Origin of the sequence: Pseudomonas sp. FW300-N2F2 (assembly GCF_017351655.1) — a bacterium.
GTDB lineage: Bacteria > Pseudomonadota > Gammaproteobacteria > Pseudomonadales > Pseudomonadaceae > Aquipseudomonas > Aquipseudomonas fluorescens_AA.
Map to the genome: position 1 here is coordinate 1,343,104 of NZ_JACNDQ010000002.1, position 14,394 is coordinate 1,357,497.

17 protein-coding genes are annotated in these 14,394 nt (G+C 64.8%); 10 read left to right on the forward strand and 7 right to left on the reverse strand.

Annotated elements, in window-relative coordinates; all coding sequences use genetic code 11:
- Nucleotides 1-6: 6 nt before the first annotated feature.
- The 3 genes from J4E63_RS20660 to J4E63_RS20670 form a co-directional block, all read right to left on the reverse strand.
- Nucleotides 7-411 carry a cupin domain-containing protein gene (locus J4E63_RS20660; RefSeq protein ID WP_207283177.1) on the reverse strand — a complete coding sequence of 135 codons (405 nt, stop codon included), beginning with the start codon at nt 409-411 and terminating at the stop codon, nt 7-9.
- A gap of 298 nt (nt 412-709) precedes the next feature.
- On the reverse strand, nt 710-1,003 hold the full coding sequence (locus J4E63_RS20665; protein ID WP_103309747.1) for a putative quinol monooxygenase: 294 nt from the start codon (nt 1,001-1,003) through the stop codon (nt 710-712).
- A 120-nt stretch (nt 1,004-1,123) separates the two neighbouring features.
- Complete coding sequence (locus tag J4E63_RS20670; RefSeq protein ID WP_092473724.1) at nt 1,124-2,557, reverse strand: PLP-dependent aminotransferase family protein; 1,434 nt, start codon at nt 2,555-2,557, stop codon at nt 1,124-1,126.
- A gap of 195 nt (nt 2,558-2,752) precedes the next feature.
- On the opposite strand from J4E63_RS20670, the gene J4E63_RS20675 reads away from it, so the two are divergent.
- Nucleotides 2,753-3,193, forward strand: a complete 441-nt coding sequence (locus J4E63_RS20675) for a carboxymuconolactone decarboxylase family protein (RefSeq protein ID WP_207283178.1) — start codon at nt 2,753-2,755, stop codon at nt 3,191-3,193.
- 155 nt (nt 3,194-3,348) lie between these two features.
- Here J4E63_RS20675 and J4E63_RS20680 read toward each other — a convergent pair whose 3' ends face one another.
- On the reverse strand, nt 3,349-3,675 hold the full coding sequence (locus tag J4E63_RS20680; RefSeq protein ID WP_060742013.1) for a hypothetical protein: 327 nt from the start codon (nt 3,673-3,675) through the stop codon (nt 3,349-3,351).
- Nucleotides 3,676-3,880: 205 nt separating this feature from the next.
- Here J4E63_RS20680 and J4E63_RS20685 point away from each other — a divergent pair, with 205 nt between their 5' ends.
- The 3 genes from J4E63_RS20685 to J4E63_RS20695 are packed head-to-tail and all read left to right on the forward strand — an operon-like array spanning nt 3,881 to nt 6,034.
- Nucleotides 3,881-4,513 (forward strand): secretin and TonB N-terminal domain-containing protein, encoded by a 633-nt coding sequence (locus tag J4E63_RS20685; RefSeq protein ID WP_092445044.1) that lies wholly within the window; start codon nt 3,881-3,883, stop codon nt 4,511-4,513.
- The gene (locus tag J4E63_RS20690) at nt 4,510-5,055 is read left to right on the forward strand and encodes a sigma-70 family RNA polymerase sigma factor (RefSeq protein WP_207283179.1); all 546 of its coding nucleotides are present in this window, start codon (nt 4,510-4,512) and stop codon (nt 5,053-5,055) included. The genes J4E63_RS20685 and J4E63_RS20690 overlap by 4 nt, the downstream gene beginning before the upstream one ends.
- 37 nt (nt 5,056-5,092) lie before the next feature.
- Complete coding sequence (locus tag J4E63_RS20695) at nt 5,093-6,034, forward strand: DUF4880 domain-containing protein (protein ID WP_207283241.1); 942 nt, start codon at nt 5,093-5,095, stop codon at nt 6,032-6,034.
- A 439-nt stretch (nt 6,035-6,473) separates the two neighbouring features.
- Here J4E63_RS20695 and J4E63_RS20700 read toward each other — a convergent pair whose 3' ends face one another.
- Together J4E63_RS20700 and gspH are read right to left on the reverse strand one after the other, a co-directional pair.
- The gene (locus J4E63_RS20700) at nt 6,474-7,085 is read right to left on the reverse strand and encodes a type II secretion system protein J (RefSeq protein WP_207283180.1); all 612 of its coding nucleotides are present in this window, start codon (nt 7,083-7,085) and stop codon (nt 6,474-6,476) included.
- Entirely contained in the window at nt 7,082-7,534 is a 453-nt protein-coding gene (gspH, locus tag J4E63_RS20705; RefSeq protein WP_207283181.1) for a type II secretion system minor pseudopilin GspH, read from the reverse strand. The genes J4E63_RS20700 and gspH overlap by 4 nt, the downstream gene beginning before the upstream one ends.
- Before the next feature lie 117 nt (nt 7,535-7,651).
- On the opposite strand from gspH, the gene J4E63_RS20710 reads away from it, so the two are divergent.
- Nucleotides 7,652-8,095 carry a type II secretion system protein N gene (locus J4E63_RS20710; protein ID WP_207283182.1) on the forward strand — a complete coding sequence of 148 codons (444 nt, stop codon included), beginning with the start codon at nt 7,652-7,654 and terminating at the stop codon, nt 8,093-8,095.
- A 114-nt stretch (nt 8,096-8,209) separates the two neighbouring features.
- Here the strand turns inward: J4E63_RS20710 and gspI are convergent, their stop codons facing one another.
- Nucleotides 8,210-8,584 carry a type II secretion system minor pseudopilin GspI gene (gspI, locus tag J4E63_RS20715; RefSeq protein ID WP_092198320.1) on the reverse strand — a complete coding sequence of 125 codons (375 nt, stop codon included), beginning with the start codon at nt 8,582-8,584 and terminating at the stop codon, nt 8,210-8,212.
- A 148-nt stretch (nt 8,585-8,732) separates the two neighbouring features.
- On the opposite strand from gspI, the gene gspG reads away from it, so the two are divergent.
- From gspG to gspD, 5 genes are read left to right on the forward strand one after another with little or no spacing between them, the layout of a single operon-like run.
- A complete protein-coding gene (gene gspG / locus J4E63_RS20720) occupies nt 8,733-9,182 on the forward strand; it encodes a type II secretion system major pseudopilin GspG (protein WP_060742020.1) in 450 nt (149 codons plus the stop codon).
- An 8-nt stretch (nt 9,183-9,190) separates the two neighbouring features.
- Entirely contained in the window at nt 9,191-10,177 is a 987-nt protein-coding gene (gene gspK / locus J4E63_RS20725) for a type II secretion system minor pseudopilin GspK (RefSeq protein ID WP_207283183.1), read from the forward strand.
- Nucleotides 10,174-11,355: a type II secretion system protein GspL gene (gene gspL, locus J4E63_RS20730; protein ID WP_207283184.1), complete on the forward strand. Its 1,182-nt coding sequence runs from the start codon at nt 10,174-10,176 to the stop codon at nt 11,353-11,355. The genes gspK and gspL overlap by 4 nt, the downstream gene beginning before the upstream one ends.
- Nucleotides 11,348-11,923 carry a type II secretion system protein GspM gene (gspM, locus tag J4E63_RS20735; RefSeq protein ID WP_207283185.1) on the forward strand — a complete coding sequence of 192 codons (576 nt, stop codon included), beginning with the start codon at nt 11,348-11,350 and terminating at the stop codon, nt 11,921-11,923. Before gspL ends, gspM begins: the two co-directional genes overlap by 8 nt.
- Nucleotides 11,920-14,280: a type II secretion system secretin GspD gene (gene gspD / locus J4E63_RS20740; protein WP_207283186.1), complete on the forward strand. Its 2,361-nt coding sequence runs from the start codon at nt 11,920-11,922 to the stop codon at nt 14,278-14,280. The genes gspM and gspD overlap by 4 nt, the downstream gene beginning before the upstream one ends.
- Nucleotides 14,281-14,394 lie beyond the last annotated feature (114 nt).

The window sequence follows — 14,394 nt, forward strand, 5'->3', positions numbered from 1 at the left end:
CGACTGTTAGTTCTTCAGCGGTATCAACACCGCTTCATCCTCTCCCATCACCATGAACACCAGCAATTTCGCCGGTTGGCTCGTGCTGGCGTTTTTCGACACCAGGTGCTCGGAACCCGCCGCTTCATACCAGAATTCCCCGGCCTTGTAGGTCTTCGCCGGCTCGCCTTTGACCTGGGAGGTGATGGCGCCTTCCAGCACATAGGCCATGGCCGTGCCTTCGTGTTTGTGGGCAATGGACGCTTGGCCGGGGGCATAGTTGACGGTCAGCATCATGGTTTTTTTGCCTGGAACGTTTTTCAGCCGTTGTTCCTGCAACACCGTGACCTTCTCCGAAGGCGCGGCTTCGTGGGCGTAGGCATGGGTAACGGGCAGCAGGCTGAGGGCGGCGATCAGATAGAGGGTTTTCATGGGGCATGGACCTTGGTGATTTCGAGTGATTTCGCGCTGTCGCGGCGATGGGTTCACCCTAAGCCCCAGGGTGGGGCAAGCAAACGTCCAATCTTTCGGAAGGTGGGTAGACCAATGGTTGGGTGGCAAATTTCCATCAGGCTGGCCCGTACCCCCGTGGCGAGGGAACTTGCTCCCGCTGGGTGGCGAAGCCGCCCCAACCGGAACGCCGCCACTGTCCAGGCAGACTGCATCAGCCGGTTTACGACTGCTGCGCAGCCGAGCGGGAGCAAGCTTCCTCGCCACAGGTCAAGAGCGCTCAGACAATCGGAAAACTATTGAAATCCACGCTTCGAGCCAGGCGGTTGTCGATCAGGCTGATGAAACCTTGCACTTCCGGACAGTTGAAGTGGGCTTGCATGGCCGCCTCCGATTGCCAGCGGGCGCTGACGTTCCAGCGGTCGCCATCGTCCGGGCAACGGTCGACCATGTAGGCGTCGCAGCCTGGCAGGGCGCGCAGGGTTTCGACGATCTGCTGCAATTGCCGGCCCAGATCTTCCGAGCGCCCGGCGGCGGCTTGCACCTGTACGGTATTGATCACTTGGCGAGACATTTTTCAGACTCCTGAATCAAGTCGGACGGAGGTGTTCACGAGTAATGACACCCGTGCAGGATAGGCCTGGCGGCGCGAGCCTCAAACAGCCAATGGGCGGATAAATGCCCAGTCCAATCCTCAGGCCACCTGCTGCAGAATGTCGCGCAAACGGTCGAGGGCGATGTCGATGTCGAGGGTTTCGATTGCGCCGAAACCGAAAAACAGGCCCGGCCGTACGGGCACATCATTGAAAAAACCGTCGAGGCTGTAGAGCCCGACCTCGGCTTTTTTCGCCAGCTCGATCACCAGCGCCAGGTCCACCGGGACCTTGCACAGCACGGCCATATGAAAACCCGCGGTGGTGGGCACGGCCTCGAACCAGGGCGACAAGTCCCCGGCCATGCGCGCCAGGATCCGCTCGCGGCGCCCGGCGTACAGGGTGTGGCAGCGGCGGATGTGCTTGAGCAGGCAGCCCTCGGCGATGAACTTGGCCAGGGCCCATTGGGGCAGGGTGGAGGTGTGCTGGTCGGTGAGGCGCTTGGCCAGGATCACCGCTTCAAGGATCGCTGGCGGCAGGATCGCGTAGCCTAGCCGCAGCTCCGGCAACAGGGTCTTGGAGAAGGTGCCGACGTACGCGACGATCCCGCGCTCATCCAGGCTCTGCAACGAATCGGCGGGCCGGCCTTCGTAGCGGAATTCGCTGTCGTAGTCGTCTTCGATGATGATCGCCCCCAGCTCATAGGCCCGCGCCAGCAAGGCCTCGCGGCGGGCCTGGCTCATGGGCATGCCCAGGGGGAACTGGTGGGAGGGCGTCACATAAATCAGCCGCGTGCCGTCGGGGATCAGGTCTACCCGCATGCCTTGTTCGTCCACCGGCACCCCAGCCACCGTGGCGCCCTGGGAGCCGAACAGCAAGCGCGCCGGCGGATAACCCGGATCTTCCATGGCCACCAGGCTGCCGGGACGGGTCAACACCCGCGAGATCAGGTCCAGGGCCTGTTGCGCGCCGTTGCACACCACGACGTCCTCGTCCTGGCAATTGACCCCGCGGGAAAAGGCGATGTGCCGGGCAATGGCATTGCGCAGCGACGGCAGGCCTTCGGGCTGGCTGTAGAAACCCTTGGCACTGGCGATCTGGCGCAGCGCGTGGGCGGTGCAGCGCCGCCAGTCGTCCAGCGGAAACTGGCCCTTGCCGGTGGCGCCGCCGATGAAGTCGTAGCGCAACGCACCTTCGAGGGTGGGGTGGCGCATCAGGTCCGGCATGGTGCGCCAGGCCTCGACGACGTCGGCACCGGCCAGCTCGCGGTGGCTTTGCTTGCGCACGACTTTGGCCGGTCGCGCATTGACGTAGGTGCCTTTGCCGATGATGCCAGTGAGGAAGTTCTCGTAGGTCAGTTGGGCGTAGGTGTCGGAGACGGTCTTGCGCGAGACACCCAGTTGCTCGGCCAGCAGGCGACTGGGCGGCAGTTGGGTACCGGCGGCCAGGCGACCGCTCTCGATGGCGCTGCGCAATTGTTGATACAACTGGCCCGACAGGTCCTTGCGGCCGTTGATGACAACATGAAGTTCCATACCCGCGAGCTCCTGGGCGATTGTTCGGTGGCCAGCGTCAAAGGCGCAAGATTACCCGCATTGTGCGACTGCATAGAAATTGCGTGGGGAAAATCCCGTCCATTGGACTTGTCCCCGGTTTTTTCGCCGAATTGGACCTGTCATTGCCCGGCACCAGGGCCTACCGTGAAGGTCTCGAATGCCACGGAGCCCGCCATGAGCCCGCGTCTGGATTACTACACCGCATCCCCCGGGGCGATGCGAGCCATGATCGGCCTGGAAGCCCTGGCCAGTCGCCTGAGTATCGAACCGGCGCTGCTGCACCTGATCAAGATCCGCGCCTCGCAACTCAATGGCTGTGCCTTCTGCACCGACATGCATTCGGTGGAGGCTCGACGCCAGGGCGAGACCGAGCGGCGGCTCTACGCGCTGGCGGTATGGCGCGACAGCGGTTTCTTCACGGCTCGCGAACGCGCCGCCCTGGCCTGGACCGAGGCGGTGACGCTGTTGGCTGAAAGCCAGGTGCCCGATGACGTCTATGCCCAGGCCCGGGCCTGCTTCAGCGAGGAGGAACTGGTGGACCTGACCCTGGCGATCAGCACCATCAATAGCTGGAACCGGCTGGCGGTGAGTTTTCGCCAGAGTCCGGGGGGTTGAGTTTTCAGTCGTTTAGCGCCTGGCAGGCCGCTATCGCGAGCAAGCTCGCTCCCACATGGGGTGGGTCTGAACAGGAGTTTTGTGTTTCTCCCGGATCAATGTGGGAGCGAGCTTGCTCGCGATGAACGATAACGCGGTTTGATGTTGGGCAAAGGTTAATTGTCGGCGGGCGTCGGCGGCCGCTGGGGCTTGACCGAAGTGCCGAATGTATTGCCCATGCGCACCCCCGTGGCCGCCGGGGTGGCCAGGCCGATGCTGTTCGGTGCACGTTCGTTGACCGGCACGTTCATGGCGTCCTGGGCCCGTTGCGCCGCCTTCGCGGCCTGGGGGTCGTTGCCCATCTGCCGACTCAGGCAGTTGTAGTCGGGGGTCTTGTAACCCCCCACAGTCACCTCGATACAGGCCGGGGCTTCTTCGCCCTGGGCCCAGGGCAAGGCCATGAACAGCCCGAGGCCTGCCATCATGTTCATCCACTGTTTCATCTCCGACCTCCTGGCCCGTCGCAGCGGACGGTGCGTTGTCAGGGCATCAGTCTAGTGCGGCCTGGAGGATTTGTATCAGTTGTCATACGACATTCATAAACACCCCTCAGGATGACGATTTTCAACGGATACGTCAGTCGTGCAGCAGGGCAGAGCCGGGGGCGGACGCGGACGTGGATTGACCAGGGCGCCTTTGGGGTGGCTGATGGTGTTGCTGTGTCTGCTGGCTGGGCCGATCCAGGCGGTGGGCCTGGTGGACCTGGACATCGCGCCCCAGGAACTGACCACGGCGCTGGAGCAGTTCAGTCGTGCGACGGGTATGGCGGTGCTGGTGGATCACCAGCTGTCGAGCCAGCGCCAGACGCTGGGTGTGCAGGGACGGTTTCCCCCCTCCGAAGGATTGCGGGTGTTGCTCAGCGGTACCGGGCTGGCGGCGCATTATGCCCGGGCGGATGCGTTCACGTTGCAGCCGGTGCGGGTCCGCGAGGTGCCGCTGCCTGCCGGCGTCACCCCGGGCTTGAGTGACAGCAACTACGCGGCAGCCATCCAGACGGTCATCCAGCGCAATTTATGTCGTTCACCGTTGACCCGCCCGGGCAGTTTTCGGGCGGTGCTGCAAGTGTGGATCGGCCGGGACGGTGTGGTCCAGCACAGCCGCCTGGTCAGTTCCACGGGCGACCTGATGCGGGACAAGGCCTTGGTCAACAGTTTGCAGAACCTCAGGATCGACCGTCCGGCGCCCAGTTCGTTGCGCCAGCCGGTGACCCTGCTTTTGTTACCCGACTCATCAGGAAAAAGCATGGAATGCATGACAGGGGAAGGGGTGTCCGGGCGATGAAAGACATCGGTCGCAGCCCGTTGGTGAAGTTGTTTCTCACCTCCTATGAGGATTTCAGGGTGCGCCTGCGCAGGCGCCTGGGCTCCGAGGAACTGGCCAACGACGTGCTGCATGAAACCTACCTGCGGGTCGATCGCATGGTCGACACGCCGGACATCGCCCAGCCCAATGCCTATCTGTATCGCATGGCCCTGAACATCGCCGCCGACCGTCGGCAGGCCGATGCGCGCTTGCTCACGGGCGATGAAATCGAGGAATTGCTGCAGGTCTCGGATGAGTCCCTGGACCCGGCGCGGGTGGTCGGTGGGCAGAAGGAGTTGCAGACCTTGCTCAAGGCCTTGTACGAACTGCCGGCGCGCCGTCGCAGGATTTTCATCGCCGCCCGCCTGGAAGAAGCGCCGCACTTGGAAATCTCCCAGCGCTTCGGTATTTCCACGCGCATGGTGGAAAAGGAAATCAAGGCGGCGCTGGGGCATTGCGCCCTGCGCCTGGAAAGAAAAGTCATTCAGCGGTTCGGTCCCGGCGCGGGAAAACCGTCTTGAGAGTAGAGACCCGACCCTTTCATGAGTGTGTGTGCGCTTGAACATCTTCAGCATCGCTTCCCCTGATGCCACGCCCCAGGCCCGATTGGCCAGCGAGGCCCGAGATTGGCTGATCCTGCTGACCTCGGGGCGCGCCACCGTGGCCGATGCCCGGGCCTTGCGCCTGTGGTGCGGGCAAAGTCCCGAACATGCGCAGGCCTTTGAACAGGCCAAGGCGCTGTGGCATGGGCTGCAACCCGCCGCCGCCGCGTTGCAGGCGCCTCGGCATTTCGGCCGTCGGGCGTTGTTGGGTGGCGCCCTCGCGGCATCGGCGGCCTTCCTGCTGATCCGCGCCACGGTGCCCGGCGGTGTTTCCGGGCTGGGGGCCGACTACATCACCGACGTCGGCGAACAGCGCCGAGTGGAATGGGTCGAGGGCGTCAGCCTGGAACTCAACACCCAGACCCGTCTCAGCCGTCGCGCCCTGGCCGATGGCGGGCAAGGATTGGAATTGCTCAGTGGCGAAATTGAAGTGCAGGGGCGCAGTGCCCAGGTGATCAGCGTCCACGCCGGCACCGGTTGGATCAGCGCCGCCCGGGCACGCTTCAACATCCGCTACACCGGCCAGAGCGTCTGCGCGACCTGCCTGGAGGGCGTGGTGCAGGTCGAAGTGCAAGGCCAGCGGTTTCGCCTGGAACCGGGCATGCAACTGACTTACGACCCTCACCAGGTGGGCGCGCCCAAGCGTGCCGATGTGTCGGCCGCCATTGCCTGGCGTGAGCAGGTCCTGGTGTTCAATGACGCGACCCTGGCCAGCGTCATCGATGAAATCAACCGCTACCGTCCCGGCATGTTGCTGCTGCTCAACCGCGAACTGGGCCAGCGCAAGGTCCAGGCACGGTTTCGCCTTGACCAATTGGCGGGCGTGGCGCTGTTGATCCGCGATGCCTACGGCGCCAAATGCACCGAATTGCCGGGTGGAGTGGTGGTGCTGAGCTGAGGCCGGCGGTGCCTGGCGGGCCTCATCGCGAGCAAGCTCGCTCCCACAAGGGGCCCTGTGTAGTACCCAAATCTTGAGCTCACCGGGTAACCCTGTGGGAGCGAGCTTGCTCGCGATGGGGCCGGTACATTCGACATCATCCTTGACAGACCCACCGCTATTCGCGAGCAAGCTCGCTCCCACAAGGGGCCCTGTGTAGTACCCAAATCTTGAGCTCACCCGTTAACCCTGTGGGAGCGAGCTTGCTCGCGATGGGGCCGGTACATTCGACATCATCCTTGACAGACCCACCGCTATTCGCGAGCAAGCTCGCTCCCACAAGGGGCCCTGTGTAGTGCCCAAATCTTGAGCTCACCGGGTAACCCTGTGGGAGCGAGCTTGCTCGCGATGGGGCCGGTACATTCGACATCATCCTTGAAAGACCCACCGCTATCGCGCGCTAATCCAGCGGCCCCAGCACCTGTCGATACGTTTCGGCCCCCTGAGGTGTCTGGCGAGTCAGGCTGACCTCGATGCCTGTCGGGTTTTCCTGGCGGTTGCCACTGAGTTTGCGCCAGCCTTTTTCCGTGTCCCAGTACCGCAGGCCGGCGTCGCTGACGTCACTGAGCACGGCCACGCCCGGGCCGGGTGCGGGCAGGGGGTAGCGGTTGCGGGCCTGGCCCTGGGCGCGGTAAAGCGTGTCGCCCTTGAGCCACCAGCGCACCCGTTGCAGCTCGCCTTCCTGGGCCGCCGCCACGCGGATCACATCCAGGCGAAAGCCCCGACCTTCGGTGCTGCGCACGGTGAGGGCGGGCGGGGCGCTCGAGGGCTGGTCGTCGACGCCGGGTTTGACCGGTTCACTCAGCTCGATGCTGGCGCGCAGGGCCACGTCGCGCTCCAGTTGGTTCAACACCCGCAGCAGCGCTTCGGTCTGCTCGGTACTGGCCTGCAAATGGCTGTCGGCACGGGTCACGCTATCCAGCCCGCGCCAGGCGATCAGGCTGACCACCGCCATCAGCAGGATCGCCACCATCACCTCCAGCAAGGTGAAGCCTTTCTCCCGGGCGCTCATTGGAGTTGCACCCGCCCGGCGGCACTGCGTTGCACAGTGAGACTGTTCTGGCCGTCCGACAAGCGGATCTGCAAGGGTTCGTCGATCCATTCGGCATTCAACACGACCCGCTGCCTGGGTTCCACGCGCACTTCCATCGACGGACTCTGCCAGCGACGTCGACGCAGTTGCGGGTCGTCCTCGAAGCGATCGACCCCGGTGCCCCGGTCCGCGCGGCGACTGAAGCCAAAGCCCTTGGCATCCCAGCGCCAGGTAATCGGCCGCCCGTCGGTGCGTGCTTCGGTCTGGGCCAGTTGCAACAGCTGCACCAGCCGTTCGCCATCCTGGCGCAGCAACTTCAATGGGTCCGGCTTGATGCTCAGGCTCACGGCGGCACTGGCGATGCCGATGATCACCAGCACCACCATCAATTCGATCAGGGTAAAACCGCGTTGCTTGCCGAGGTTCATGTGCGCTCCTTTGCGTGAGCGTCATCCTGCACGGTGAAGATGATAGGGATGTGAAATAAAACGGAGAGAATTGACGCGTACGCTGCAAGTTGGAATCAAAAAAAGGAGATTCAGGCCATGGCGTTCATCGAGCGTGTGTCCCCGGCGCAAATCGTCCAGGTCGTGGGCTTGTTGGCGGCGTTGGCCGGGGTGGCGACCTGGTCTTCGCTGCTGCTCACGTCGGCCGAGTCGCGCACGCCGGACGTCGCTCCGCAGCGCATGGCCGAGCGTTCCGATAACCCTGCGTTGCAATGGTTCTCCAACCAGCCGGCACCGGTGGACATCAAGGTCAGCGGCGTGCTGGCCGGCACCCACGCCGCCGTGGCGATCCTCAGCCTCAACGACGGGCCGCCGCGCAGTTTCCTGGTGGGTGAACGCGTGGCCCAGGGCGTACGGCTGGTGGCGATCGAGGCGCAGGCGGTGGTCATCGAACGTGGCAATGAGCAGACCCGGTTGGTCCTGGCCCGGTTGCCGGATTCGGTGAGTTTGCCGTCCCTGACACGCCCCGAAAATCAGCGCTGAACCTCTGTGGCGAGGGAGCTTGCTCCCGCTCGGTTGCGCAGCAACCGCAAGATTTTGGGGCCGCTGCACGACCCAGCGGGAGCAAGCTCCCTCGCCACAGGGGGGGGTCTGCCTTTATTTTTCCCGGCTGACCAACGTCTCCAGCCGAGCCAGCGGCGGTGCTTCGCGACTGCGGTCCGACACGCTCAGTTCAACCCGCAGCAGCCGGCCGTTTTCCGCCGGGCGCAGGGTCTGTTCGCAGCGCAGCAGCAAGCGCCCCTGGTCGCATTCGAACACTTTGGAACCCTGGGCAAAACGGCCTTCCAGGCGCAACTGCGCCAGTTGGCTGCGAGCGGCCAGCAGGGCGATGGATTTGTCCCGCAGCAGGCCGTTGCTCTGGGTCATCACCGCCGCCACGCGCACGGCGGCCGACATGGCCACGGCGATGATCGCCAGGGCCACCAGCACTTCGATCAGGGTGAAGCCGGCTTGCGGAGCAGGGCGTGGCATGGCGCGGGCTCGGGTGCGAGGGCAGCCTTCAAGGGTAGCCGGCGTTCGTGACCGATTGACGACGCAAGCTCCTGAGCAATTTCAATATCACTGACATATTTTCTTGCAACACTGCGCCTCGAATCGAATCCAGCGAAGGACCGTCGAGATGCAGATCGCCCGTTACAACGCCCGTTCCCAAGGCCCTCGCGGGCAGCGGGGTTTCACCCTGATCGAAATCATGGTCGTGGTGGTGATCCTCGGCATTCTGGCGGCGATGGTGGTGCCCAAGGTCCTCGACCGTCCCGACCAGGCGCGGGCAACGGCGGCGAAACAGGACATTGGCGGCCTGATGCAAGCCTTGAAGCTGTATCGTCTGGACCACGGCAGTTATCCGAGCATGAACCAGGGCCTCAAGGTGCTGGTGGAGAAACCGGCCGATGCGAAGAACGGCACCTGGCGCTCCTACCTCGAGCGCCTGCCCAACGACCCATGGGGCCGCCCCTACAACTACCTCAACCCCGGTGCCAACGGCGAAGTCGATATCTTTTCCCTGGGGGCCGACGGCCAGCCTGATGGCGACGGCGTGAATGCCGACATTGGCTCCTGGCAGTTGTAAGGGCCGTGATGCGGACGGATTCGCCCCTCGCGGCGAAGCAGCGCGGCATGGCGGTGATCAGTGCCTTGCTGATCGCCGCCGTGGTGGCGGTCATCGCCGGCGGCATGCTGACCCGCCAGACCCTGTTCACTCGCAGCCTGGAGGCCGAGCAGTTGCGTGTCCAGGGCACGGCGCGGTTGCAGGGCGGCCTGCAACTGAGTCGCCAGTTGCTCCGGGATGCCCGCCAGAGCGATCCACTGACGCGCTTCGGCCAACCCTGGGCCAAACCCATCGTGATACCGGGTTCAGGCCAGATCGACACACCGTTCGAAGGCCAGTTGGAAGATGAGCAAGGCAAGTTCAACCTGCGCAACCTCGTCGCCAATGAGCGCGTGGACGAGGAGCAAATGCGCGCCTTCGAACGCCTGTGTCAGCAGTTGGGCGTGGCCGCGACGGTCCGCACGCGTATCGTCGAAAGGGTGGTCGAGGCCTATCCGCGCCTGTTGAATCCGCAGCGGGTGGACCAGGCGCCAAAGGCCAATACCTTCAACAGTGGCCGCGAAACGTCGCCACAGGCCGACAATACGCCGCTCGCCCCGACGCGGCCGATGCTGCGCACCTTGCAAGACTTGCGCAGCGTCAAAGGCGTCACCACGCGGTTACTGGACACACTGGCGCCTTACGTGACGATCCTGCCCACCAACACCTGGCTCAATGGCAACACCGCCAGTGCCCCGGTGCTGGCCGCCTACGTGCCGGGGCTGTCGCTGCAACGGGCCGAGGCACTGGTCAGGGAGCGCGACGGCGGCCACTGGTTTATCAACCGCGGGGATTTCGTCAATCGCCTGCGCATGCCGGAGCTGGAGACCGCCAGCGTCAAGGTCGGCATCACCAGCGACTGGTTCCGCCTGCGGGGTCAGGCGCGCAGTGGTCAGCGGCGGGTCGAGCTGGACGCTTTGCTGCAACGCACCGAGGACCGCTTGCCCCAGGTGATCTGGTCAAGGGTGGGGGTATGACGCGCTTGCGCATCGCCCTGGCGCCGCTGGGCAGCCTGGACCTCGACAGCCCGCTGGCGTTTGCCTGGCTGGATCGCCAGGGCCAGGTCCGCGAGCAAGGCCGCAGCAGCCTTCGGGCGTTGGGCCAGCGGGGTAAAAACCTTTCGGTGGAGTGTTTCCTTCATCCCCGCGACAGCGTGTTGACCCGCCTGGAGTTGCCGCTGTTGCCGGCGGCCAAGATCAGCGCAGCGGTGACGTGCGCGGCCCAGGCCCTGATGCTCGGAGCCAGCGAACACATGCAGGTGGCCCATAGCCCGCGCGACATTGACGGGCAGGTGCAGATCGCCTGGCTGGACCGTGAATCCCTCGTCAATCTGGGGCGGCTTGTGCACCAGGCCGGCATGAAACTGCGCGGCCTCTACTCGGCGGCCTACGCCTTGCCGGTGCTGTCCGGGCCGGTGGCCTGCATCGAGGACGACCATCTGCTGGTGCGCCATGGCCTGCAACACGCTGTGGTGCAACCGTTGCAGGAGGAGGCGCTGGACGAGTGGCTACTGGAAACGGGGGCTGGGCTGCATTGGATCGGCGCCGCGCCGCCCAAATCTTCCCTCGACACCTTGGCTGAAAGCCAGCGCTGGACTGGCCCGGCACCGGGCTGGGGTTTGCATGCCGGTCTGGCACGCAACGCCGTCGAGCGCGGTGGTTGGGGTCGGGCGGTGGCGATCTGCGCGACAGCGCTGGCGGTGTGGGTGGTCGGGTTGAACCTCTATGCCGCCCGCGAAGCGGCCCAGGGCCAACGGCTCAAGGCACAGATGAGCCAGCGGGTGAAACAGGCGTTTCCCGAGTTGCCAGTGATCCTCAACCCGCTGCAACAGGCACGCCAGCAAATCGCTGCGCGCCAGAGCGGTGCGGCGACCGATCCGGCCCAACGCTTTGCCAGCCTGGTGCAGCAGGCGGGCAGCGCCATGCCGTTCATGAGCGGCAATGTCCAGGCGTTGGTGTTCGAGAACGGTGAGTTGCGCCTGACTGTCGTGGCCGAGGCGCAGAAAACCGCCGCCGAAGAGGATTGGAAAATCCCCCTGGCCCAGGCCGGCATCGACGTCGCCGCCGTCGACCAGGGCTGGCGCCTGCGGGTGGCCGCGGCCGGCCAGGGTACGCAGGACGCCTCCGACGAAACCCCGGACACCGACGATGAATAAGCACTCCCTGGCACTGGCGCGGGTCCGTTGGCAAACCTTTCGCACGCGTTTGCGCACGTTCTGGCAGGGGCTTGCCGTGCGCGAACAAGCCGCCGTGGCTCTGGCTGCGCTGGTGTTGGGCGGCTGTCTGGTCTGGCTCGCGCTGATCCAGCCACCGCTCAAGACCATCGCTTACTGGCAAGCCGAAACCCCGAAGCTGCGATCCCAGACCGAGGCCCTCGAAGTACTGTTGCGTGACGTCGCTGGGCCGGCGCAAGACCAACCCCTCGAAGCCGCCTTGCGCCAGAGCCTGGACGCCAGCGGCTTGAGCCAGCACTACCAATTGCAAGCGCCCGGTACCGAGCGCCCCGGCGCCTGGCAGCTCACGTTCGAGCAGGCCCCGGCGGAGGCGGTCATCAGCTGGCTGCTGGGCAATCCACGGCAATTTTCCCTGGAGGTGATCGAGGCCCGTTTGCAGCGCACCGCCCTTGCCAATCCCGATAACCACGACTACCTCGACAACAGCGCCGGCACACTGTCCGGAACCGTTCGCATGGATCAGGCGCAAAGCGCTAAGGAAGCTTCATGAAAGGGGCCCGATACCCACGTCATTGGCGCAAGGCCGCGCCACTGTTGTTGCTGGCGTTGAGTGCGTGCAACAGCACGCCGCCCGCGTCGCAGCCACCGTTGCTGGTGGACAGCGAGTTGGGTATTCCATTGGGGAGTACCCAGCGTAGCGGCGATGCATTGCTCGATCGCCAGCGGGCCCAGGACCTGCGTGAACGCAAGCCCGCGGTGCGGCATCAGGTCGATCTCACCGCCCGTGCCCGAGAGCCCCGCAGCAATGCGCCGGCGCGCACGCCCCTGGGGGATCAACCGGTGACGCTGAATTTCGTCGAGGCGGATATCCAGGCGGTGGTGCGGGCCTTGTCCCGTTCCACCGGCCAACAGTTCCTGGTGGACCCGCGGGTCAAGGGCAACCTGACGCTGGTTTCCGAAGGCGAGGTCCCGGCTCACCAGGCCTACGACATGCTGCTGGCCGCGCTGCGCATGCAAGGCTTCAGCGTGGTAGACGTGGGGGGCGTGGCCCAGGTGGTGCCGGAGGCCGATGCCAAGCTGTTGGGTGGGCCGATCTACAGCGCCGACAAACCGGCCGGCAACGGCATGCTGACGCGCACCTTCCGCCTGCAATACGAAAACGCGGTGAACCTGATCCCGGTGCTGCGCCCGATCGTGTCGCCGAACAACCCGATCAATGCCTACCCGGGCAACAACACCATTGTCGTCACCGATTACGCCGAAAACCTGTCGCGGGTGGCGCAGCTCATCGAAGGCATCGACACCCCGAGTGCCATCGACACCGATGTGGTGCCGATCCACAACGGCATCGCCGTCGACATCGCGCAAATGGTCTCTGACCTGCTGGAAACCCAGGGCGGCGACCAGACCCAGAAGATCAACGTGATCGGCGATCCGCGCTCCAATTCCATCATCATCCGCGCCGGCAGCCCCGAGCGCACGGAGCTGGCGCGCAACCTGATCTACAAGCTCGACAACGCTCAGAACAACCCGAGCAACCTGCACGTGGTGTACCTGCGCAACGCCCAGGCCGGCAAACTGGCCCAGGCCCTGCGCGGCTTGCTCACCGGGGAAAGTGAAGGCGAGGGCAACGACAACTCGCGCTCGGTGCTCAGTGGCATGGGCGCCAATACCAACGGACAGAGTGGGCAGGGCAGCAGTGGCGATGGCACCGGCAGCACCACTAGCGGCAGTGCGTCGACCAGCGGCAACGGCTACGCCCAGGGCAGCAACGGGACAACCTCCGCGTCGACGAAAAACGAACAGAGCACTGCTTTCAGTGCCGGCGGTGTCACCATCCAGGCCGACGCCACCACCAACACCTTGCTGATCTCCGCGCCGGACCCGCTGTACCGCAACCTGCGGGAAGTCATCGACCTGCTGGACCAGCGTCGCGCCCAAGTGGTGATCGAGAGCCTGATCGTCGAGGTCGGCGAGGACGACGCCAGCGAATTCGGCGTGCAATGGCAGACCGGCAACCTCGGTGGCAGCGGGGTGATCGGCGGGGTCAATCTCGGCGGCACCGGGCTCAACCTCAACGGCAAGACCAGCATCGATGTCTTGCCCCAGGGCCTGAACCTCGGCGTGGTCAACGGCACCGTGGACATTCCCGGCATCGGCAAGATCCTCGACCTCAAGGTCCTGGCCCGGGCCCTGAAGAGCAAGGGCGGCACCAACGTGCTGTCGACGCCGAACCTGCTGACCCTGGACAACGAAGCGGCGAGCATTTTCGTCGGCCAGACCATTCCCTTCGTCAGCGGTAGCTACGTCACGGGCGGGGGCGGCACCAGCAACAACCCGTTCCAGACCGTGACCCGCGAGGAGGTGGGTTTGAAGCTCAATGTCCGGCCGCAGATTTCCGAAGGCGGGACGGTCAAGCTCGACATCTACCAGGAGGTCAGCAGCGTCGATAATCGCGCCTCGAGCACCACGGGTATCGTCACCAACAAGCGCGCCATCGATACCAGCATCCTGCTCGACGACGGGCAGATCATGGTCCTTGGCGGGTTGCTGCAGGATGGCTACAGCCAGAGCAACGACGCGGTACCGTGGCTGTCGACGATTCCCGGGATCGGCGCGCTGTTTCGTAACGAACGGCGGCAGATCACCAAGACCAACCTGATGGTGTTCCTGCGGCCCTACATCATCCGCGACACCGCGGCGGGACGCGGCATCACCCTCAACCGCTACGACTTCATGCGCCGCGCCCAGGGCCTGCTGCAACCGGATCGCAGCTGGGCAATGCCGGACATGCAGGCCCCGCAACTGCCGGCCTCGGCGAGGGCGATCCCGGGAACGCCGCCTGCCGGGCCGCAGATGCCCAGGGCGGTGATCAAGGCGGTGCCGGTCGAAGGAGGCACTCGCTGATGAACATCAGCGGCATGCACAAAGCTGAGGCCAGCCCAAGACACTGTGGGAGCGAGCTTGCTCGCGATGACGGCCGTTCACTCAACCTCATTGCAACTGACCCACCGCTATCGC